We start from the raw sequence: 22,353 nt of genomic DNA, 5'->3' as shown, positions 1-22,353 counted from the left end.
CGTCTCTATATACACATCTATTTTTATAGGCTCATATCAGCTTCGAAAGGCATGAGGAATTCGCTATGGGTGCATACCGTTTTCTCTTCACGGGTAAGTGGATAGGCTCTTTCGTGCTGTGCATTATTTTCTCGATAATCTGTGTTTATCTAGCTGGTTGGCAGATGAGCCGAAAAGAGGCTTTAGATTGGCGCAACTCACTAATCGTGCAGAATTATCACGCAACTCCCTATAGCTTCCAAGACCATCCTACAATTTTTCAAGACTTTGATTCGGGGGCGCAGTGGCACCCTGTATCCCTTCGTGGTCGGTATATCACCGATCAACAGCTACTGGTACGCAACCGTCCTTATCAGGGACAAAATGGATTCGAAGTATTGGTCCCTTTTCGTGCAGATACTGGTGAAATAGTCATTATCAATAGGGGTTGGATGTCGGCGAGTTCTTCAGATGCTTCACGCCCCAGCACCGAAGTCCCTGCGCCACCAGCAAATGATGTTATTGTTGTGGCGCGAGTCCACCAAGGAGAGAGCGCTACAGGTAAGGATGCTCCCGAAGGCCAAGTCGCGTCTATCAACCTTCAGGAAATCAGCGAACGTACGCATTTACCTGTCGCCGCTGGGGCTTACGGTCTGCTGGACTCTGAAGAACCTACGCCTGTGCAACGGCCTGTACAGAAATCCGAACCTGAACTCGATAATGGACCTAATCTGTCCTATTCTATGCAATGGTATGCTTTTGCAGTTCTTATTTATGCTGTTTATGCCTGGAGTGCACGGCAAAAAGTTCGTAATGATGAATTAGATGCTCAGGTAGCCCAGGAGCTAGAACGCTATTATAGGCAGTTCTATGCCGAGGATGGCAGTTATATTGGGCATGAGGATGAAACCGTTGTGCTTCGCAAGATGGATATGATCGACGATATGCCTTCTCATATGAAATCTATTGTACGCCCCCGCCCTGCCAAGAAACACTCGCGTCTGACCGATGAAGAGGAAGAAGACGCTTTCCTGGACAGGTTAGAACGGCCGTAACCGCCAGGCTTTCCTGCAGGGATATGGAAGTAACCCACCATAAAAATCGAAACCTTTTTCGAATTTTCCCTGTATACTGGATCTAAGATCTCATATATAGTTTCGAAATAATACGAGGGGTTTCGTCACACATGATGGGTTATTCTCATACCGTCAGCGCTGCCGCTGGCTGGTTGGTTCTCTCAGAACTTGGTGTAATCCAAACCCCTAATACTCCTACCCTCATTGTTACAACCCTTGCCTGTGCTGGCGCAGGAGTATTACCAGATATCGATCACCATAATGGTTCTATCGCTCGTTCTATACCTCCTGTATCAGGTTGGATTGCCCGGGTTGTAGGCCTTATCAGTGGAGGGCACCGAAAGGGAACGCACTCAATTTTAGGGATCATCGCGTTCTGGGCTATCGCATACTTTGGCAGTACACTCACTTACCAAAGTATTCCGTGGTTGTCCCTTGCTCTCGCCGCATTCTCAGGAGGTCTGGCTTTGCGGATTTTAGGAGCTCCAGGAGGTTGGATTGGGGCTTGCGCCCTAGGCTATGCTGCGTATACCACTCATTCTTTAGAGCTTCTTCCCTGGGCCATTTCAGTGGGCGCAACCTTACATGTTATAGGTGACGCACTGACCACCCGAGGTGTTCTCCCGCTATATCCCATTACGGTTAAACCACTTGTTGCCTCTTCCCTCTGGAAGAAAAGCGGCTACATGGCACTCCCACTTTTAGGTGATGCAGGAAGCATCCGGGAAAAGGTCCTTATTCTCTGCCTAACCTGTTATATCGTTTGGTACACGGCAGCTCTTTTAGGTTTCTGCCCTTACCCACTCCATAACTTTATTATTTCTTGAGCATCAAACAAAGAATCTCCCGCTCCTAACCATATGGTTAGGAGCGGGAGATAAAACCTTTTTACCTCAGTCTTGCCAAGACTTAAGCGTCCTGGATGGGCCAGAAGACGTCAACCTCGACGTTCTCTTCACCGGAGGTGGGGTACTTTTCGTACTCAGTGTTATGCATAGGCTGTTCTCCTTTTACGAGCAGATAGAATCTCTCTACCTGCGCTAATCCGGCTCGTCAGAGTCGAAAATCTGTGCTTTTGCATCCTCGCATTTGCGGGAACAACTCAAGTCTAACCCGCTCATGTATTGGTTTTCCAGCCAAAAACCCACAATGTAGGCAGATACACACTATATTTTTATAAAATCCACACAATATATCATTAAATCAAGTAAAGAGGGTGTCTTCTAGCCAGAAAATCCCACATAGCCAACATAATATGCGAAAGCTCTAAGGATATATTCAAAGTTTCATAGCACTTTCACTTATGCGCCAGTTTACATACACACCTATACCCACAAAGGTTAGGAGCATTCCCACGCGTTACATCACATACAGATGCTAGGTAAACACCTTTTCCTTGTCCTAAGAGCAGATTGCGTCTAGGCAAGTGAGATAAGATCCTGATACTCCTTCGACCAGAGGTCTTCAACTGCGTCCGGAAGCAAAAGAACACGTTCGGGGTTTAGAGCCTCCACAGCTCCTTCGTCGTGGGATACCATAACGATAGCGCCTTTATAAGCTTTGAGCGCGTTCAGAATCTCTTTACGAGATGCAGGATCAAGGTTGTTAGTCGGTTCATCCAAGAGAAGTATATTGGCGCTCGAAGCGACTAAAGTTGCTAATGAAAGACGAGTTTTCTCTCCTCCGGAAAGTACACCTGCTGGTTTCTCCACATCGTCACCAGAGAAAAGGAATGATCCGAGGATAGTGCGTACCCGCGTATCGTCAAGATCCGGCGCGGCGGATTTCATATTTTCTAAAACAGTTCGCTCACCATCGAGAATCTCATGTTCCTGCGCGAAATACCCGATCTTAGCTCCATGCCCATAGACAACTCTACCGGTGTCGGGAGCAGTGTTGCCAGCCAACATACGTAGCAAAGTAGTTTTACCAGCACCATTTAGCCCCAAGACGACAACACGAGAACCACGGTCAATAGCCAGATCAACATCGGTAAAAATTTCAAGTGAGCCGTAGGATTTTGAAAGACTTTGTGCAGACAGCGGCGTCTTACCGCACGGGGCAGGTTTAGGAAATCGGATAGCAGCAACTTTATCTGTTTGGCGTTCGTCTTCCAGACCCCGCATCATACGTTCAGCACGCTTTATCATCTGCTGAGCCGCCACGGCTTTAGTTGCCTTTGCCCGCATTTTATTAGCCTGTTCCATGAGTGCTTGAGCTTTCTTCTGAGCATTAGCGCGCTCACGCTTACGACGATGTTCATCTTGCTCACGCTGGCTCAGATAGTTCTTCCACCCCATGTTGTACTGGTCAATCACGCAACGATTTGCATCAAGATAAAATACACGGTTAACTACCAACTCCATAAGCTCAACATCGTGGCTAATAACCAGCAAACCACCCGAAAAATTTTTCAGGAACTCACGCAACCATAAAATGGAGTCCGCATCCAAATGGTTTGTTGGTTCATCAAGTAGCATCGTATCGGCAGCTGAAAACAAGATACGTGCTAACTCCACACGACGACGCTGCCCACCAGATAGAGTCTCAAGAGGTCGCGCGAGTACTCGTTCAGGCAGATCCAAGTTGGAGGTTATAACTGCGGCTTCAGATTCTGCGGCATAGCCGCCGCCAGCAATAAACTCAGTCTCAAGACGATCATAGCGCCGCATACCCTTTGTACGTATGCTCTCATCTTCACTCGCCATATCTTCTTGAGCTTGGCGCATTTTCCTGGCTACTCCGTCAAGTCCGCGGGCTGAAAGAATACGGTCACGCGCCAGTTGAGTCATATCATCGACTTTGGGGTCTTGAGGAAGGTATCCGATAGAGCCGGACCGGGTGACTGTACCTTCTGCTGGTAGAGCTAATCCCGCCAAGACTTTTGTCATAGTGGTTTTCCCGGCCCCATTACGCCCCACTAAACCGATCTTGTCCCCCTTATCTACCCGAAAGGTTACATCTTCCATTAACAGACGGGCACCCGCGCGGAGCTCTAAATTCTGTACTGAAATCACAACATGTCCCTTCCGAGGATCAACAAAACAGTTAGTGAATGAGGAGTTTAAACAATCCATCTATTCTACGTGAGTTACGCTAGAAGACGCTGACACCCGATAGTCTCCGTAAAACGTCATATATATTACATAATGCGTTTTCTATGGTAGGAAGGTATAAGAATATATATAAGACCCCAGCGGCGTCGAGGGCGGTACTACCCTCGATTTTGACACCGAACGTCATAATCAGCCACACACGACTTCATATTTTTAAGGATCAACTCTCGTGCCTAACTCTTATGCCCCAGATCAATCACCAGGGCGCAATATAGCTCTTATAGCAGTCTTCGCAGCATTTATCGCGGTTCTTAGTCCTTTGGCACTACCAATCCCAGGTGTCCCGATTCCTTTAGCTCTTGGCCCTTTCGCTATCTACACCACCGCTCTAGTACTCGGTGGTTTTCGAGCTTTTATAGCAACTCTCCTCTACGTACTGTTAGGGTGCCTAGGGCTACCAATCTTTGCTAAAGGTGCTTCAGGGTTTGGTACGCTTGCGACGCCAACCGGTGGCTATCTTCTGGCGTATCCTCTGGGCGCGTTATTGGCTGGGACGCTAGCTTATACAGTAATCCGCAGAAAGCTCAACCCCTGGCTTACCGCTATCCTGTGCATCTTCTGCGCTATGGTAGGCTTCGTTGTAATTTCTGCAGGAGGTATCTTAGGGCTTATGACCAACGGACATATGGAATTTACCCATGCGTTCGTTATCGCGGCTTCATTTGCTCTTCCAGACCTTCTTAAATCTATCGTTGCGTCTATCGTATCGTCTGCTGTGCATCGGGCATTTCCTGGGTTAGTGTGCTCAAAATCTCGCAGGTAACTGAGGATGTTTTTTTCCAAGAAAAGTAGCGCCAAAATTGAGCACGAAGCGCCAACGATGCCGTCCGCTCCCCCGTCCCTTGAACTTGATGCAGTTACCGTGTCAGCTGAAGACGCTCACGGACAAACTCGAAATATTATCGACCATGTATCAGTCTCTTTAACCGCACCTAAAACTGCGATTATTGGGCTTAACGGCATGGGAAAGTCAACCTTTTTAGGGCTTTTTAACGGTATTACTCGACCCTCCCAGGGAGTCATAAAGGTATGTGGAGTAGATATCTCCGAACGTCCCCAGATAACTCGTCAGTCTATAGGTATGCTCTTCGCTAACCCAGATGCGCAGCTTATCATGCCTACAGTCCTCGAAGATCTAGAGCTTAGCCTCCGTCGGCATAGCTCTCTCAACCGGACTCAACGCCTAGAGCAAGCACATAAGCTCCTTGCTCAACAAGGTCTCGACGACAAGGCTGATCAGAGCATTTTTTCTCTCTCCAGCGGAGAGAAACAACTTGTAGCCCTCACTGGGATTTTAGCGGTAGAACCACAAATCCTCTTACTTGATGAGCCTACGACTCTTCTTGATCTACGTAATCGAACACGGCTGATAAACCTTCTAAATAGTCTCGATCAGATGCTTATTATCAGTACCCACGACCTCGACTTGGCGGAGACATGCGATGAAGCAATCATTATCCATAATGGAGAGCTTATATACCATGGCAAAGCGCACGAGACGGTTCAACGATACCGTCTATATTGTGAACAAGGTTTTCCCAACGAAAACCCCTCTGTATGATATACAACTCAGGTAGTCTAGAAAGGATATAACTGCGTGAATCGAACCGCTCATAGGTTGCATCATACGACGTTCCTCGGCAGTTTACTTATTGGAAGCTACGCTCCGGGAAATTCGATGCTGCATCGCACACCGCTTTGGGGCAAAAGCAGCCTCTGCGCTTGTTTACTGCTCGCGCTCGCGGTGACCGGTTGGGAAGTAACACTATACGTTCTGTTCTTTTGTTTTATCTTGTCCTGGTCAGCTGGGATGCGCATCCGCACGCTCTTAGAAATTGTCTATACACTGCGATGGCTCATAATTCTTTTAGGACTTTATTATCTCTTTTGGGGCACGTGGCAAAATGCGGTAGACGTCATGTGCACCATGCTAGGTGCCGTCCTAATCTCACGGATTCTTCTCACGACTACTCCGCTACCTCTTTTACTTGATGGAATCATCTGGTTACTCACACCGCTTAAACTTCTAGGCTTATCTCCCAAACGTATAGGACTGATGCTCGCTCTGGTTATAAGATCTATTCCTGCCATTATGGATAATTGGGCAGCTTTACAACAAGCTGCTCACGCACGCGGTTTGCCCAAACGTTCCACTTGGCGACTGCTTGTACCTCTTGTGGTACAAGCAGTAGGATACGCTCAAATAACCGGGGACGTTTTAACCGCACGAGGCGTAGAACTCTAAAAGGAATTTTCTTTTACGGCACCAGCAACATCATTCCCGGCTAAGCAAAACTATTCCCACCATACGAACCACGAAGGTTTGTTATAAAGCCCCTTCACGACACATGAGAGGTCCTCATAACTTGTGGGCTTTAGCGCTCGACTTATTATCCCCTGTTCTAAAGCAAGCACCTCGGCGTCGCGCAATGTTGTGATTGGCTCTGCAGTATAAAACTCAAGGTAGGTTGCTGCAATAACAGCCGGAATAGCACCATCCCGCTCATACCAATACTGCGCGAGTGCTAACATGTCTTCCGCACTTGGGACGTCTTCCCACCCGCCAAACGGCAGATACGCAAAGACGTCTGATGGGTACGCTGTAGGAATTTCAAGCAAGATAATTTCAGCTGAATTATCTAGAGTCTCATCTTCGTTCATTAGGCTTGATACGAATGTCAGAGGGGTAGGTGCACGTAGAGCAGGTGCAATGCCGCGAGGAACCGTTACCTGCGACGTTAAAAATCCTTCATAATAGTTCTCGAATAAAGTCGAGTCAGCTCGAGCTAATATTTTACGCACAAGAATTTCTAATGAATCCTTATCAAGGCGTTTTTGGTGTTCTGTCAATATATCTTGAGCATAGGATTTAACGTACTCAGCGCTAATATTCACTGGCGGGTTTTTCGTGCGCGCCGATATATTGTTCTGGATAGTAGACAGAAGAAGATCGTCAAGTACGACCAGAACCGGGGTGAACCCATAGGTCCGCCCATCCGCCAAACGGTTAAGATACAAATGGTGAATGTAACTGCTGGGAGCGCCAGGGGCTATCCGCAGGTGCGGATAATGATATAAAGAGGTGAACTTCTTGTAGAGTTCCGCCATGGTGTCTCCGATGCTTGATTCCCATCAGTTTACCTGAGTTTTCGGTTAGTTTCTGCCTTATACAACAGATTTCTACGCTAGATTTGGGGCGAGTCTAAAGCATCTTAAGCAATTCACATGATATACCCTCAAAGTATTTCAAAACTACCTGTTATTTGACATTCATATACTATGATTTTTATCTCTTTTAAAACAGAATAAGTTTCATAAATTGAATATAAGCATGCTTCACATCACATATGTTAGGGTATCTCTATGTTTATACTAGGAAATCTTCCCGCAGAACAAGCCCACGACTTTCTCCCTCGTTCTTGGGTCCCTCAGAATTTCCATATGTACTACTCGGCTGAGGAACTTTCACAGCAGTGCGCAGAATACTTCGCAGCAGATTTTACGGAACGTACCTCCCTAGAGTTTGGTGCGGGGTATCGAGATCATATAAGTCCTCTTCTACAGAACCAGTTCAACTACATGCCTACGCAAGACACACAAGACTGGGCCAATAGATTCTTTTCGATAACAGATTCACATGCCACATACCAAACGCTTACAGGAATTCGATACCGTGGGCAAGATCTGAATCGACCTTTTATAGATGTAATAGCTACGAATATTCCTTGTACTACAGTCTATATCGCAGCTCTAAGCCAATCTTTGCTTCGCCACTATGAAAGCTTCCGTCCTATATGCACACGTTTCTTTGTGCCAGGTAAGGTAGATCAGCTTGTACGTGGCCTTGGTTCAGTCCCTGGTGCTCGTGCAACAACTATTGACATGCACATTGTCGCCGGGACTCTAGGTGAGTTAGACAAACGCTTGTGGCCGAAGAATTATGATCGAGTAGAGCTCATCCCGCTTTCTCCTGCTGATGCTTCTGCTGCCAGTTACGAAACGCAGCGCATATATGAATCTATTGCAGTTAAGAACCCCCATCTTTTTGAGTGGGCCACTCCTCAGGGAGAAGAATCATTTGAAGATGCTATACGTCAAGGAACAGGCTGGCATATTACAGTGGATAACTCCTCGGCAGGATTTTTGACTCTAGATCGCAGAGGCGAACAAGGACTTAGAGGGTTTAGCGTCGAAGAGCTATGTCTAGATGTACCTTTTCGCAGACAAGGGCTAGGGAATGCAGTTCTACGTCACGGTATTAAAAACCTCCTCAAATTACCTCAAGTAAATCCTCAAGATATGCTATGGGGAACAATCCATGTCGACAATGTTCCGTCCTTGCGCAATGCTCAAGGGGTAGGGCGCACAGTAGTAGGAAGTTATATATGGGTTGGAGACCGGTCTTTTGAGGTTTGATAACTCTCACCAGCTAGAAGCAAAGAATCTTGATGTATGACAAGCAGTAACGCAGCACAATGACGTACAGAGTACATTAGAAGTATCACGTTGATGAAGGAGACAACGATGAATTCATATTTCAAAGAAATGATTCGTCTCGCAGATAGTATCGCTGACAACGCTCACCTTGGGCAGGTCGATAAAAACGGTTGGCCTTATATATCTCATCCACGACGGGTTGCTTTTAAAGTGCGCGAAATTGCCCCTGAAGAGCTTCGCACAGAAGCACAGATCGTGGCGTTATTGCACGATACCGTAGAGGATACAGAAGTCACTCTCCCTTACCTTGCTCGGTACTTTTCAGCCCGCATTATTGATGCCGTTGATGCGCTCACCAAACGTCCGTATGAACCTCTGGAGTCATCTATGGCGAGAGTTCGCGCTAATGAAATTGCACTGTGGGTCAAACGTGCTGACATTGCCGATAACACTGACCCGGAACGTGTTTCCCACCTTGACGAAGATACTCGCAAACGTCTGGCGAAGAAATACAGTAAATCACTCAGATTCTTAGGTGTAACCGAAAACATATGAACGAGTAGTATTACAAATATCAGGTGGAATTATAAATCAAGGGGTGGGTACCTGGAATGTTCCAGGTACCCACCCCTTACAGCAAAACAAACGTATGGCAACGCTAAATGTTGAAGCCGAGAGCGCGCATCATATCGCGACCATCCTCAGTAATGCGTTCGGGCCCCCACGGGGGCATCCATACCCAGTTCACGCGCCATTCGGTAACGACACTATCGAGATTTGCTTCCACCTGTTCCTCAATAACGTCCTGTAGCGGACATGCAGCTGTGGTAAGCGTTAGATCTAGGATCAGGACTCCATTATCATCCCAGCGCATGCCATAAAGCAGACCCAAATCAACGATATTTACCCCAAGTTCAGGGTCAATGACTTCCTTGAGGACTTCCTCAATTTCCTCTTGCGAGGGACGAGCTTGCACTGTCTCAGTCATGATGCACCTCTTACAAGTAGTTCGTACTGAATAAGATTATTTCTTCCCAGTGTATGCTACATAACCTTCTTCTTCTAGACGATCTGCAAGTTCAGGACCGCCCTGATCGACCATTTTGCCGTCTACAAAAACATGCACAAACTCGGGCTTAATATAACGCAGGATACGGGTATAGTGCGTAATCAGCATAACACCCATATTATTTTCCTCGTGAGCACGGTTCACGCCGGAAGACACGACTTTAAGAGCATCAACGTCAAGGCCGGAGTCAGTTTCATCAAGAATACCGAACTTGGGCTTCAAAAGCTCCAGCTGCAGAATCTCATGACGTTTCTTCTCACCGCCGGAGAAACCTTCATTGACGTTACGAGCAACGAACGCAGGATCAATGTCCAGATGGTTCATAGCTTCTTTAACGTCTTTGGTCCAGGTTCGTAAGTTAGGTGCCTTACCGTCCACAGCAGTTTTAGCAGCACGCAGGAAGTTAGACATCGTGACACCGGGGATCTCGACTGGGTACTGCATGGCAAGGAACAGCCCAGCACGAGCACGCTCATCCACACTCATCTCGGTAATATCGTCACCATCAAGCAGTATCTGCCCGGAATCAATCTGGTATTTGGGGTGACCGGCAATAGTTGAGGCAAGAGTAGATTTACCGGAACCATTTGGACCCATAATAGCGTGGATTTCGCCCGAGTTAATGGTTAAGTTCACGCCTTTGAGAATAGGCTTAGTTTTTTCATCATCAAGAATGACCGAGACGTGCAAATCCTTGATTTCAAGGGTAGACATTGTTTCTCCTAATAAGGCTTAGTTGTTGCTGAGAGCAAGCTCTGCTTCAAGGGCATCAGTAAGTTCTGTTTCAAGCTCTGGTACGCGAATCTGCTGGATAATCTCGTTTAAGAATCCGCGGACCACTAGACGACGTGCTTCAGCTTCCGGAATACCACGAGCCCGCAGGTACCATAGATGCTCATCATCTAGCTGACCGGTTGTTGATGCGTGACCGGCACCTTCAATACGTCCAGTCTCGATCTCCAAGTTCGGTACGGAATCAGCGCGCGGACCAATCTCCAAGAGGAGATTACGGTTCAGCTCATAGGTATCCGTACCTTCCGCATCTTTACCAATGAGGACGTCACCAACCCATACGGAGTGCGCTGCTTTGCCCTGCAATGCGCCTTTATAAGTCACTCGCGACTTGCAGTTGGGCACAGAATGATCCACAAACAAACGTGACTCGATGTGCTGGCCAGCATCCACAAAATAAAGACCGTACATCTCTGTCTCAGCGCCCGGTTCCGTGAATTTCGTTGAAGGGGTAACACGCACCATATCACCGCCCAATGAAACGCACACATGTTTGAAACGAGCATCGCGTCCTAGCTTGGCATACTGCGCTGAGGCATGAATCGCATCGTCATTCCATTGTTGAAGGGTAATAACGCTCAACTGTGCAGAATCTTGTATCAGGAATTCTATGTTCTGCGCCAGAACAGCCGATCCGGTATGCCGAATTACAACAACCGCTTTTGAGAATGGTTTAGCCTCAATCAGTATATGTTGAGTAGCAGCATCACAATGCTGTCCGTCAATATCTATTTCGATATGCTCAGTAAGCTCGGTTTCGGCGGGAATAGTCACCACAGTAGCTGTCTTAAAATGAGTCCATGCATTTGCAGCTACACGGTCTTCAGGAACACCTGCTGTACCAATGCGCTCATCTTCACGGGATACTTCTTCAAGGATAACTTCAGAAGGTGCTTGGATCTTCGGAGCTGGGGCTTGTGCCTGCAGAGTGTCAAGGTGAAGACCGCCCAAACGTTTCAGCGGGGTAAAACGCCAATCTTCCTCGCGTCCAGTAAGTGGCTCAAAGTCTTCAACGTTATATGAGGTTTTCCGTTCTGCGCGGGAAGCGTCAAGAACCTTCTGCACGTTATTAGGGTTTGAGCCTTGATGGTGTTCCTCGGTAGCGCGCAAAATAGTATCATCATGGACATGCTCAGAGGCGAGCTTCTCGCCTTCCTGATCCATACCGGGAATAATTGGGCTGTGATATCCCAGGGTCTCTTCGTTAGTCGACATTAGCCCACAGATCCTTCCATCTGAAGTTCGATGAGGCGGTTAAGTTCAAGTGCGTATTCCATGGGCAGCTCACGAGCAATCGGTTCAACGAAGCCTCGCACAATCATAGCCATTGCTTCATCCTCGGCCAGCCCACGCTGCATGAGGTAAAAGAGCTGTTCTTCAGAAACGCGTGAAACCGTAGCTTCATGCCCCATCGTAACGTCATCTTCACGAACGTCGACATAGGGGTAGGTATCTGAACGCGATACAGTATCAACCAAGAGAGCATCACACACCACGGATGATTTCGAGTGCTTCGCACCTTCACGTACCTGCACTAGACCGCGGTATGCGCTACGTCCGCCGTTACGAGCCACGGACTTCGAAACAATCGTTGAAGAAGTATTCGGGGCAATATGCACCATCTTGGAACCAGTATCCTGATGCTGCCCTTCACCAGCAAACGCGATTGACAGAGTCTCGCCCTTGGCGTGTTCACCGACCATATATACTGCAGGATACTTCTGAGTAACCTTAGAGCCGATGTTACCATCAACCCATTCCATAGTGGCACCCTCATGCGCGACTGCTCGTTTAGTCACCAGGTTGTACACGTTGTTCGACCAGTTCTGAATGGTAGTGTAGCGAACACGGGCGTTCTTCTTAAGAACGATCTCGACAACTGCTGAGTGCAGCGAATCAGAGCGGTATACAGGCGCGGTGCAGCCCTCAATATAGTGAACATATGACCCTTCATCTGCGATGATCAAGGTACGCTCAAACTGCCCCATGTTCTCAGTATTAATGCGGAAATATGCCTGCAGGGGGATCTCAACATGTACCCCCGGCGGAACATACACAAATGATCCGCCAGACCACACCGCAGTATTAAGAGCGGAGAACTTGTTATCGCCGATAGGGATAATAGAGGCGAAGTATTCCTTAAATATTTCAGGATAATCGCGCAAACCGGTATCGGTATCAACAAAGATAACGCCTTGAGACTCCAAGTCTTCACGGATCTGGTGGTACACAACCTCAGACTCATACTGAGCGGCAACACCAGCGACCAATGAGTTACGTTCCGCTTCCGGAATACCCAAACGTTCATATGTCACGCGGATATCTTCAGGAAGCTCTTCCCAAGACTCAGCCTGACCTTCGGTAGAACGCACGAAGTATTTGATGTTATCGAAATCGATGTCAGAAAGATCTGCACCCCAGGTTGGCATCGGCTTACGCTCGAAAAACTTCAATGCCTTCAGACGCATATCCAGCATCCACTGGGGTTCATTCTTCTTCGCAGAGATGTCACGCACTACGGCTTCGTCCAGACCACGCTTAGCGGACTGGCCCGCCTCGTCAGAGTCTGCCCAACCATACTCGTAATTGCCAATGCCCTCGAGTTCAGGGTTCAACTCCAGAATCTCTGAAATGACAGTGTCGTTGGCACTCTGCTCAACTTGCTCAGTCATTACGGCCTTTCTTAGATGGATTGAAATTTATCCGGCTCCGCAGATGCGGGCTCGGTAGTCTTTGGAATAACACACTCTAGGTTGGGGTAATTTCTACCGTGCCGAATTACCCCGCATGCTTTCTGATGTTTCCGGTTTTTCAGAATTCACACGTTCTGTTAAGTGATTGAGCGGAACGTGAGTTGTGCATACGTGAGCCCCTCCAGCCATCGTTGATAGCCTACGTACGTCAACGCCCAGAAGATCAGAAATAATCCCAGTCTCTTGTTCGCAGAAAACCTGAAAATCTTCAGCCAGATCGCGTATTGGGCAATGCCCTTGGCAGAGCTGTATGCTAGCTAGCAATTTCCCCGGCGCGAGCCGACCGGCAGGTGGTTCTGTAATCTGCGCTGTTGTCACAAACCCATCACGACTCATGGCTTCAGCGAGAGCCTGGGCTCGCGCCGCAACATCCTCCCCTGCCGCTTCCACAACAGGGCGGTATCGTGCCTCCATTTCGGCAGCCCGTGTGGATGCGAAAGTTTCAAGTGCGCTCTCCCCAACGGTGTCACGCAACATTTCAAGAGCGTTGCGCGCAATCATCAAATAGTCATTTCCTAGACGTTCGTGACCTTGAGGTGCGATGACGTACCGTCGAGCTGGGCGCCCCGCACCTGCCCCATATTGTTTGAGAGAAGCAACTTCAATCATGTTTGCTTGTTCAAGCGCATCAAGGTGCCGACGCACAGCGGCGGGGGTCAAGCTTAAAAGCTCTCCCAAGCTTGCCGCAGACACGGGACCATGGTTCAGGACACCACGAAGAACCCGGTCACGGGTGCGTTCTTCAACTTCCGCTTTACGTGCGCCAGAGCTTGACTTCTTATGCGAGGAAGGCTGCTGTTGAAGCCCTCGATGAGATGTCTTGTTCACGGAATACACAACTAAAGTATGTCCTAATTACTTCAATCTTGGCTAGTAAGGTCTTCCTACTTGCACACACCACACCGTTTAGTCTCTTGCTTAGCTGCGGTAAGCCATAAGAACCGGTGAAAGATAATACCCGCCTTTAGGCCTCTAGGTATTTTTGCTCTTCGGGCATTTCCATGAGAGTGCTAAGCGGTTCATATCCTCACTTTGACGTGATCTAACTCGCGTCATAAAGATGCTATCGCTAGAGGGAAACATAGAGATTACTCTCTGAGGGCTTAAGATAGAGAGGTGGCAGAAACTGAAGCTTATCAACACCAAGCAGCTACCGCATTAGACATTTCAGCAGCTCGCGGTACTAGCAGCGATCCTGCACTCAAGATTTCTCATCTCGTCAAAGAGTTTAAGCCCTCTCGTTCTTTCCGCGAGAAACACCCTGAACGTCTTACCGCTCAGGGTATGCATCGCGCAGTTGCTGACATAAGTCTTCAAGTCTATCCCGGCGAGGTTGTTGTACTCTTGGGTGCTAACGGTGCAGGTAAGACTACAACTCTTGCATGTGCCCAGGGGCTTACTGAACCTACGTCCGGCACTATTCAGCTTCTTTCAGAAGACCCTCTTCTGGCATCCCCAGAGATGCGGGCCTCCGTCGGTATCATGCTTCAGGATGGGGGGCTTCCTAATGCCGTACGTCCCGTACCACTTCTTGAACATGTTGCTCAGATGTACGCCAATCCTTATCCTGTCGGTGAACTTGTAGATCGTTTAGGAATAGATGCTTTTAACGGCACCAATATTCGGCGTCTTTCTGGGGGACAAAAACAACGTGTCTCATTAGCAGCAGCCCTTCTTGGGCGTCCTTCGGTACTCTTTTTAGACGAACCATCAGCAGGACTTGATCCGCAGTCTCGCAATGTCGTCTTTGACATTATTCGTGAGCAGCGTGAGGCTGGAGTCGCCATTATCTTAACAACCCATCTCATTGATGATGCGCAAAAGCTCGCGGATTATGTCTATATTATTGATAATGGTCAAACGGCGCGTGAAGGTACAGTCCCAGAACTTGTAACAGGAGACGGGGTTGTACGGCTTCATTTCACGTTAGAAGCACCTTCACCTACGCGTGACGACTTATTGCCTGTACATCTTCGTACGGATGTAGAGCTTATAGAGCATACGCCATACTCACTAGGCGGCTTAGGCGAATATGAGCTCCGTGGTCCCCTTACACCCGAACATCTTTCCGCTTTCACGACAGCCCTAGCACATCACTACCTTATGCCTAACTCTCTCACGATGGAACCGAAGACTTTGGAAGACGTATTCTTGGATATTTCGGGACGTGATATTCGATGAACCCCACAAATGCAGAGCTGCCCACTGCCCCCGATAGTCAGCAGATGACAGAAGGTAACGAGTATCCGTATCCGCGCGCTGCTTCTAGTTTTCAGCGTATTCTAGCTCAAGGTAAATATGAGACCCTTGCCATGCTTAAAAATGGTGAACAGCTGATGCTCAATATTGCCTTCCCCGTGATGGCGCTTTTTGGACTTCGCTATACAAGCTTTCTGGATTCTTACGCTGATGCGTTGAATACGACCCGCGTCAATGTTGCAGTGCCGGGGGTACTGGCTCTCTGTGTTGTCTCAACTGCACTTTCTGGTCAAGGGATTGCCACTGGTTTTGACCGCCGGTACGGTGTTCTTCGTTTTCTGTCTACCACCCCTCTAGGACGCAACGGGCTTATTATCGGCAAGGTGCTGGCAGTTATCACCGTTATCGCCATACAGTTTATTATGGTCACTATCGTTGGGTTCGGTCTTGGATGGCGTCCGGATATTTTTGCGATGTATCGCTCTTTTAGTACTTTATTGCTTGGGGCTGCCGCATTTACAGCCCTAGGCTTACTCGTTGCTGGGACGGTGAGGGCTGAGGCAACTTTAGCTATCGTGAATATCGCCTGGGTTGTTCTGGCCAGCGCTGGTGGGATCCTTATTCCAATAGATAATTTCCCTGAGCTGTACCGCATTATCATTCTGTGCCTGCCTTCAGGCGCTTTAGGTGAAGCGATTCGCGGTGATTATCTACAGGATATATTTTTACCCCTTCCCCATGCTGTGCTACTTGTCTGGACACTAGTGATTGGTTTTATTGCTTCACGTAAATTTAAATGGTCCGATTAGCGCTCTTAAGTTCAGGATTTCGGGACGAGTTCTGGAATCAACCAGCACCATCAACGATCATTCCTAACGCATACACGGTTTAAAAGGCTTTTCTTATGCTAGTTACCCTCAAAAATAAACTATCTCCCATCCAATACACCCCCTGGGTTTTGTACACAGCGGTGGGTACGGCTCTGAGCAATCTCTTACTCATCGTAACTGGCGCCGTTGTGCGCCTTACGGGATCAGGCCTTGGATGCGATACCTGGCCTCGGTGTACTGCAGAACAGTGGACAACTACCCCTGCCGACGGTATCCATGGGCTCGTTGAATTCGGTAACCGTATGCTCACTTTTGTGCTCATGGTAATCACTATCCTTGCGTTCTTAGCGATTCTCCGAATTGCGCTGCCTGATGTGCACCACGTCAAAGCAATCTTTCCAAAGCTTTTTACGGGATTACGAGCACACGAATCAAAGTATAGCGATCTTTTCAATCTGACTTTACTCCTCCTGTGGGGTATTCCGCTACAGGCCGTTATTGGCGGCGTTACTGTATGGCAGCGGCTCAATCCCTGGATGGTAACAGCCCATTACCTCGCCTCTGCCATCATGATTGGATTAGCAGCAATCTTGGTAAACCGTGTGCGTCGCTATTTTAGGGCAGGTATCTCTGAGCGCGAAGATATTACTAAGGAATTTCCTCCACAAAAAAGTGGTGTTATCCGCCTACTTGGTTGGATAGATTTGGCGTTAGTTTCGTTCTTACTTTTTATGGGTACCGTAGTCACCGGCACAGGCCCGCATGCGGGTGATCCACGCACGCATCGCCACGAGTTCGACGCTATCGCAGTATCCCGTGCTCATGCATGGGCAGTGTGGGCGTTTCTTTTTCTGCTGGTTATCATGTTTGTTTTAGTACGGAAGTACGCCATGCCACGTGCTTTCTTATCATCTTTACTTGTACTGGCAGCAATCATGGTCTATCAGGGCGCGATTGGCTATATTCAATACAACACCGGGCTTCCCCCTCTACTCGTTGAGGCGCATATGCTGGGGTCGGGTATGTTTACCTGGGCATCACTATCGCTGATCGAAAGGCAGCTGACCCTATCTTCTCAGAAGGCCCGTGCCCTAGCTCAACAGCGGCTAGCAATTTCTTAGAGCTGAGTTATTCCCACGGTAAGCGCACAATGTCATATATGGGTTTATTGCTGGCATGCCTTGGTAGCTATTTAAGGTTAGGCGTACACTATTAAGGAGCATTCCTGCGCCTGCACGTCTTTGAGCCGAAGGTATGCCTATCTGTGAGTACCTCCTACCCCACAGATTGATACGCGCAGATTAGGCACACGCACACACGTCAAGGAGCCCATCATGAAGGGTTACACAATTCAGGAGGTTCCGTCCTCCACGCATGCGGCGTCAGAGGTGACTGTACCTACTCCGCGGGCAACAAGGGACATGACCTTGGGGCGCAAAATAAAAGCGTATATTCACCTGACAAAGCCCCAAATTATTGAGCTTCTTCTAGTAACAACCGCCCCTACAATGATGTTTGCGGCACACGGCATGCCCAGTTTCTGGTTAGTCATAAATACGCTTCTTGGCGGAGCCATGGCGGCTGGCGCTTCCTGCGCTTTCAACTGTTATATCGATCGTGATATTGACCGAAAAATGAAGCGAACCGAAAAACGCCCCCTAGTTACCGGAGAGCTAACAGACCGAGAAGCACTCGTCTTCGCATGGGCACTTGCTGTTATCTCCGTCGTATATCTGTGGACTATGGTAAATCCCCTCTCTGGGCTTTTAGGGCTTGCCGCTATTTTGCTCTATGTAGTCTTCTACTCCATGTATTTAAAGAAGCGCACTACTCAGAATATTGTGTGGGGTGGGATTGCCGGGTGTATGCCTGTTCTAATTGCATGGGCAGCTGTTCGCAATACCATTGAATGGCCAGCTTTAATTCTCTTTACAGTAATTTTCCTCTGGACTCCTCCGCACTATTGGCCACTCTCTATGAAATACGCGGAGGATTATAAAGCAGCCGGTGTTCCTATGCTGGGTGCTATCGCTCCCGCTCAAACAGTGTCTGTACAGGTCGTACTCTACGGCTGGGCTATGGTTATCTGTTCGCTTCTACTGATCCCTATTGGAGGCGCGGGCTGGGTGTACGGCGTTAGCGCGGCTATCGCTGGTGCATGGTTCCTCTACCACTGCCACAAGCTCCATTATTTAGCTCTCCAGCAGGTAGCGACAAGCCGTACCGCTATGGTGGTATTTTTCGGGTCCATCACATACCTAACGATTCTTTTCATTGCATTGGCAATCGATCCTTTTGTTGGGCAGCCTATATTAGAATCTTTTATTTTCTAAGAGCATCCGTATCTTGAGGCGAGTAAAGCAGCTATCTCAAGATACGGGTGGTCTATTTTGAAACTTATCTACGTGGAGCTTAGGCTACAGCATCCTATGTATGTAAGTTCAGCGTGAGGCATAAGTCGTCTAAATACCATGCGAACATACTATAAACGCTAGGATGGTGAACTATCCTTAAGAAGGTAGAATTTCACGATAGATTTATAGATGCTATGTACATGATTACTCGTTGAGAGTGCTCATGGAATACGCACCCTATCTTTTGAGTTATATCTGCTGCAGTCAGCGTTCACAGACTACTATTGTTTGTGTACTTCATGCATGACGTACCACCAAGCGAAGGGACAATACGTGACTAACCCTAACAAAAAGTTCGAATGGACTGAGGTAGACCAGCGTGCGGTTGATACTGCTCGCTTATTGGCAGCCGATGCGGTTGAGAAAGTAGGGTCAGGTCACCCCGGCACCGCCATGAGCCTTGCTCCTGTTGCCTATCTGCTCTTCCAAAAGGTCATGAACCAAGACCCCAACGATGACCGTTGGGAAGGTCGCGATCGTTTCATCCTCTCCCCCGGTCACACATCGCTAACTCTCTACACCCAATTATTTATGGGTGGGTATGGTCTTGAGATGGAGGATCTAGAATCTCTTCGCACATGGGATGCGCTCACTCCTGGACATCCCGAATATAAGCACACCAAGGGCGTAGAAATTACGACTGGTCCATTGGGTCAGGGGCTCGCTTCTGCCGTTGGTTTTGCATATGCTCAACGTTATATGCGTGGTCTTTTCGACCCCGAATCCCCGGTTGGTGCTTCTCCCTTTGACCATTATGTGTACTGTATCGCCTCCGAAGGCGATGTTCAGGAAGGCGTAACGGCAGAAGCCAGTGCGCTTGCTGGGCACCAAGAATTGGGTAATCTCATCGTACTCTGGGATCGCAACCATATTTCTATTGAAGAAGACACTGACGTTGCATTCACCGAAGACGTGCCAGCTCGTTACCGGGCCTACGGCTGGGATGTTCAGCGCGTGGACTGGATCAAGACCGGAAACTACGTTGAAGATGTGCAGGAACTCTACAACGCTATTGAGCGCGCGAAAACGGTCACGGATAAGCCTTCATTCATTGAGGTGCGTACTATCATTGGTTACCCAGCACCCAACAAGCAAAATACTGGGTCCGTTCACGGCTCAAAGCTGGGGGCCGAAGAAATCGTTGAAACCAAGAAAGTTCTAGGATTTGACCCCGAAAAGAGCTTCTTCATTGAGGATGAGGTTCTGGCGCATACTCGTGAACTTCGTGAACGCGGGGCTGCTGCGCATAAGGTCTGGAATGAAAAATTTGAGGCATGGGCTCAGGCTAACCCCGAGCGGGCAAAGCTGTACAACCGCCTGGTGTCAGGCGAAATGCCAGTTGATTATAAGGCTGCTTTCCCTGTCTTTGAGCCGGGTACTTCACTAGCAACCCGCGCAGCATCCGGCAAAGTCATTAATGCTATTGCTGATACTTTCCCTGAGCTTTGGGGTGGATCTGCCGATCTAGCAGGTTCTAACCTCACCACTATCAACAACGCTGAATCATTCAACCCGGTTTCGCACAGTACGGAGGATTGGACAGGTAGCCCCTACGGTCGTGTGTTGCATTTCGGTATTCGCGAGCAGGGGGCGGCAGCAATTGTGAACGGTATCGTGCTATCTTCGCCAACCCGTGCTTTCTCTGGGACGTTCTTCGTATTCTCGGATTACCAGCGTCCTGCAGTCCGACTTTCAGCTCTCATGGGTGTACCAGCGCTGTATATCTGGACTCACGACTCCATTGGTGTCGGCGAAGACGGGCCTACCCACCAGCCGATCGAGCATCTCAGCTCAATGCGCGCAATTCCTGGATTCGACGTTGTACGCCCTGCGGATGCGAACGAAACTGCAGTTGCTTGGCGCACCATTCTTGAGAAGAAAGACCGCCCTGCCGGTCTAGTACTTTCTCGCCAGAACCTACCGGTTTGGGCTCGTGAGGATATTCATTCAGATACTGAAGTCGAAAAATTTGCTTCCGCAGAAGGTACTGCCTGCGGAGGTTATGTTATGGCTGACACCGAGGGAACTCCAGATGTCATCCTGATCGCAACTGGGTCCGAAGTTGAAATTGCCCTCGAAGCTCGCCACAAGCTCTCAGAAAAAGGCATTGCAGCTCGAGTTGTTTCAATGCCTTCCCGCGAATGGTTCAACGAGCAGTCAAACGAATACCAAGAATCAGTTCTGCCTTCCTCGGTTGCAGCACGCGTCTCAGTTGAAGCCGGTTTGGGCGTGAGCTGGTATGATTTGCTCGGTTCTGCAGGACGTGCTGTCTCAATTGAGCACTTTGGGGCTTCTGCTGATGCTAAGACTTTGTACCGTGAGTTTGGTATTACCCCTGAAGCCGTAGTGACTGCTGCTGAAGAATCTATCGCTGCGGTCAAATAGTCAGTCGGCAAGTTAAAGTTTTTCGGTGAGTCCTGATGCGTTGCATCTTGCATAGCTCATTAATGCTCACCCGTCCATATTAACTAATTTAGATTGAAGGTTTTATTTCATGAGTGTTTCAACTCGAAAGCTCTCTGACGCTGGTGTCTCCATTTGGCTTGATGATCTTTCCCGCGACCGTCTTACCAGTGGCAGTCTTGCAGAGCTCATCAGCGCTAAGAACGTCGTGGGTGTCACTACCAACCCCACTATCTTTGCCGGTGCGCTTTCAAAAGGTGCTGCTTACGCTGAGCAGATGCGTCAGCTTGCCGAATCCGGTGCAGACGTTGAAGAAGCTGTCTTCGCAACGACTACTGACGATGTACGCGCCGCTTGTGTCGTCTTCGAGCCCATATATTCTGCTTCCAAGGGCTATGATGGCAGGGTTTCTATTGAGGTGGATCCCCGCCTTGCCCGCGATGCCGAGGGAACCCAGAAAATGGCACGAGAACTCTACGAGCGTGTAGGCCGTGAGAATGTCATGATCAAGATTCCCGCAACCGTCGAAGGTCTGGAGCCTATTGCTATGACTCTTGCAGCAGGAATCAGCGTTAATGTGACTCTCATTTTCTCACTAACACGTTATCGTGAAGTCATTAACGCTTACATGCTCGGCCTTGAAGAAGCCCTCAAAAATGGTAAGGATCTCTCTAAGATCCATTCGGTCGCATCATTCTTCGTATCCCGCGTAGATAGCGAGGTAGATACCCGTCTGAATGAAATCGGTACTGAAGAGGCCTTAGCGCTTAAGGGTAAGGCCGGTCTGGCAAATGCTCGTCTGGCATATGAAGTTTTTGAAGAGATGTTTTCTTCTGAACGCTGGGCACGTTTGGCGTCTCATGGTGCCAACGTTCAGCGCCCGCTCTGGGCATCTACTGGAGTCAAAGATCCGGCGCTTCCAGATACTCTCTACGTTAGCGGTCTGGTCGCTAAACACACTGTCAATACCATGCCTGAAGCAACTCTGAATGCTGTTGCTGACCATGGTGAAATTACGGGAGATACTGTTACTGGTGAGTATACGAACTCCAACAAGATTCTGGACGATATCGAGCGTCTGGGTATCTCATATGTAGAGGTTGTGGATAAGCTCGAAACCGAGGGTCTTGCAAAGTTTGACGTTTCGTGGGAAGAGCTTCTGGAGACCGTACGGAAAGCACTTAGTGAGTCACGTTAGTGACTAGTGAATAACTTTTCGTTATACCCGTTCTCTAAAGTTCATAAGGCGAGCGCTGTCGCTATAAATAGCACAAAATTAGCTCCG

Annotated in this window: 20 protein-coding genes; 13 read left to right on the top strand and 7 right to left on the bottom strand. The window is 48.6% G+C overall.

Features of this window, described 5'->3' with window-relative positions:
* Nucleotides 1-65 precede the first annotated feature (65 nt).
* Nucleotides 66-1,034, top strand: coding sequence for an SURF1 family cytochrome oxidase biogenesis protein (locus HMPREF2804_RS06740; RefSeq protein ID WP_070450192.1), 969 nt, complete (start codon nucleotides 66-68; stop codon nucleotides 1,032-1,034).
* Between the two features lie 131 nt (nucleotides 1,035-1,165).
* A complete protein-coding gene (locus HMPREF2804_RS10800; RefSeq protein WP_083296686.1) occupies nucleotides 1,166-1,882 on the top strand; it encodes a metal-dependent hydrolase in 717 nt (238 codons plus the stop codon).
* 591 nt (nucleotides 1,883-2,473) lie between these two features.
* On the opposite strand, the gene abc-f is transcribed toward HMPREF2804_RS10800, so the two are convergent.
* Complete coding sequence (gene abc-f, locus HMPREF2804_RS06735) at nucleotides 2,474-4,072, bottom strand: ribosomal protection-like ABC-F family protein (RefSeq protein ID WP_070627798.1); 1,599 nt, start codon at nucleotides 4,070-4,072, stop codon at nucleotides 2,474-2,476.
* A 268-nt stretch (nucleotides 4,073-4,340) separates the two neighbouring features.
* Here abc-f and HMPREF2804_RS06730 point away from each other — a divergent pair, with 268 nt between their 5' ends.
* The 3 genes from HMPREF2804_RS06730 (at nucleotide 4,341) to HMPREF2804_RS06720 (ending at nucleotide 6,416) form a co-directional block, all read left to right on the top strand.
* Nucleotides 4,341-4,934: a biotin transporter BioY gene (locus HMPREF2804_RS06730; protein ID WP_070627796.1), complete on the top strand. Its 594-nt coding sequence runs from the start codon at nucleotides 4,341-4,343 to the stop codon at nucleotides 4,932-4,934.
* Nucleotides 4,935-4,940: 6 nt separating this feature from the next.
* Nucleotides 4,941-5,732 (top strand): energy-coupling factor ABC transporter ATP-binding protein, encoded by a 792-nt coding sequence (locus HMPREF2804_RS06725; protein WP_070627795.1) that lies wholly within the window; start codon nucleotides 4,941-4,943, stop codon nucleotides 5,730-5,732.
* Between the two features lie 117 nt (nucleotides 5,733-5,849).
* Nucleotides 5,850-6,416, top strand: a complete 567-nt coding sequence (locus tag HMPREF2804_RS06720) for an energy-coupling factor transporter transmembrane protein EcfT (protein ID WP_246824234.1) — start codon at nucleotides 5,850-5,852, stop codon at nucleotides 6,414-6,416.
* A gap of 50 nt (nucleotides 6,417-6,466) precedes the next feature.
* Here HMPREF2804_RS06720 and HMPREF2804_RS06715 read toward each other — a convergent pair whose 3' ends face one another.
* Entirely contained in the window at nucleotides 6,467-7,279 is an 813-nt protein-coding gene (locus HMPREF2804_RS06715; RefSeq protein WP_070627790.1) for a DUF4253 domain-containing protein, read from the bottom strand.
* A 333-nt stretch (nucleotides 7,280-7,612) separates the two neighbouring features.
* Between HMPREF2804_RS06715 and HMPREF2804_RS06710 the strand changes: the two genes are divergently transcribed.
* Entirely contained in the window at nucleotides 7,613-8,587 is a 975-nt protein-coding gene (locus tag HMPREF2804_RS06710; protein WP_239661847.1) for a GNAT family N-acetyltransferase, read from the top strand.
* Nucleotides 8,588-8,695: 108 nt separating this feature from the next.
* On the top strand, nucleotides 8,696-9,163 hold the full coding sequence (locus HMPREF2804_RS06705; RefSeq protein WP_115333565.1) for an HD domain-containing protein: 468 nt from the start codon (nucleotides 8,696-8,698) through the stop codon (nucleotides 9,161-9,163).
* 103 nt (nucleotides 9,164-9,266) lie between these two features.
* Here the strand turns inward: HMPREF2804_RS06705 and HMPREF2804_RS06700 are convergent, their stop codons facing one another.
* The 5 genes from HMPREF2804_RS06700 to HMPREF2804_RS06680 all read right to left on the bottom strand — a co-directional run bounded on the left by HMPREF2804_RS06700 (nucleotide 9,267) and on the right by HMPREF2804_RS06680 (nucleotide 14,059).
* Nucleotides 9,267-9,596, bottom strand: a complete 330-nt coding sequence (locus tag HMPREF2804_RS06700; protein WP_048752201.1) for a metal-sulfur cluster assembly factor — start codon at nucleotides 9,594-9,596, stop codon at nucleotides 9,267-9,269.
* A 36-nt stretch (nucleotides 9,597-9,632) separates the two neighbouring features.
* The gene (gene sufC, locus HMPREF2804_RS06695; protein WP_004004627.1) at nucleotides 9,633-10,391 is read right to left on the bottom strand and encodes a Fe-S cluster assembly ATPase SufC; all 759 of its coding nucleotides are present in this window, start codon (nucleotides 10,389-10,391) and stop codon (nucleotides 9,633-9,635) included.
* Between the two features lie 18 nt (nucleotides 10,392-10,409).
* Complete coding sequence (gene sufD / locus HMPREF2804_RS06690) at nucleotides 10,410-11,684, bottom strand: Fe-S cluster assembly protein SufD (protein ID WP_048752203.1); 1,275 nt, start codon at nucleotides 11,682-11,684, stop codon at nucleotides 10,410-10,412.
* Nucleotides 11,684-13,141: a Fe-S cluster assembly protein SufB gene (gene sufB / locus HMPREF2804_RS06685; RefSeq protein ID WP_048752205.1), complete on the bottom strand. Its 1,458-nt coding sequence runs from the start codon at nucleotides 13,139-13,141 to the stop codon at nucleotides 11,684-11,686. Before sufB ends, sufD begins: the two co-directional genes overlap by 1 nt.
* A 93-nt stretch (nucleotides 13,142-13,234) precedes the next feature.
* Entirely contained in the window at nucleotides 13,235-14,059 is an 825-nt protein-coding gene (locus HMPREF2804_RS06680) for a helix-turn-helix transcriptional regulator (protein ID WP_048752207.1), read from the bottom strand.
* A gap of 279 nt (nucleotides 14,060-14,338) precedes the next feature.
* On the opposite strand from HMPREF2804_RS06680, the gene HMPREF2804_RS06675 reads away from it, so the two are divergent.
* From HMPREF2804_RS06675 to tal, 6 genes are all read left to right on the top strand, one after another.
* The gene (locus tag HMPREF2804_RS06675; RefSeq protein ID WP_070450189.1) at nucleotides 14,339-15,403 is read left to right on the top strand and encodes an ABC transporter ATP-binding protein; all 1,065 of its coding nucleotides are present in this window, start codon (nucleotides 14,339-14,341) and stop codon (nucleotides 15,401-15,403) included.
* A 44-nt stretch (nucleotides 15,404-15,447) separates the two neighbouring features.
* Nucleotides 15,448-16,230: an ABC transporter permease gene (locus tag HMPREF2804_RS06670; protein WP_048752298.1), complete on the top strand. Its 783-nt coding sequence runs from the start codon at nucleotides 15,448-15,450 to the stop codon at nucleotides 16,228-16,230.
* 95 nt (nucleotides 16,231-16,325) lie between these two features.
* Nucleotides 16,326-17,372: a COX15/CtaA family protein gene (locus tag HMPREF2804_RS06665; protein ID WP_048752210.1), complete on the top strand. Its 1,047-nt coding sequence runs from the start codon at nucleotides 16,326-16,328 to the stop codon at nucleotides 17,370-17,372.
* A gap of 300 nt (nucleotides 17,373-17,672) precedes the next feature.
* Entirely contained in the window at nucleotides 17,673-18,584 is a 912-nt protein-coding gene (locus tag HMPREF2804_RS06660; RefSeq protein WP_048752300.1) for a heme o synthase, read from the top strand.
* A gap of 324 nt (nucleotides 18,585-18,908) precedes the next feature.
* The gene (tkt, locus tag HMPREF2804_RS06655; RefSeq protein WP_083297370.1) at nucleotides 18,909-21,050 is read left to right on the top strand and encodes a transketolase; all 2,142 of its coding nucleotides are present in this window, start codon (nucleotides 18,909-18,911) and stop codon (nucleotides 21,048-21,050) included.
* Nucleotides 21,051-21,159: 109 nt separating this feature from the next.
* Complete coding sequence (tal, locus tag HMPREF2804_RS06650; protein ID WP_070450184.1) at nucleotides 21,160-22,266, top strand: transaldolase; 1,107 nt, start codon at nucleotides 21,160-21,162, stop codon at nucleotides 22,264-22,266.
* The last annotated feature ends 87 nt before the right edge of the window (nucleotides 22,267-22,353 follow it).

The sequence above is a fragment of the Rothia sp. HMSC065G12 genome (genome assembly GCF_001811455.1).
GTDB lineage: Bacteria > Actinomycetota > Actinomycetes > Actinomycetales > Micrococcaceae > Rothia > Rothia dentocariosa.
This window is presented reverse-complemented; position numbering and strand designations above follow the sequence as displayed.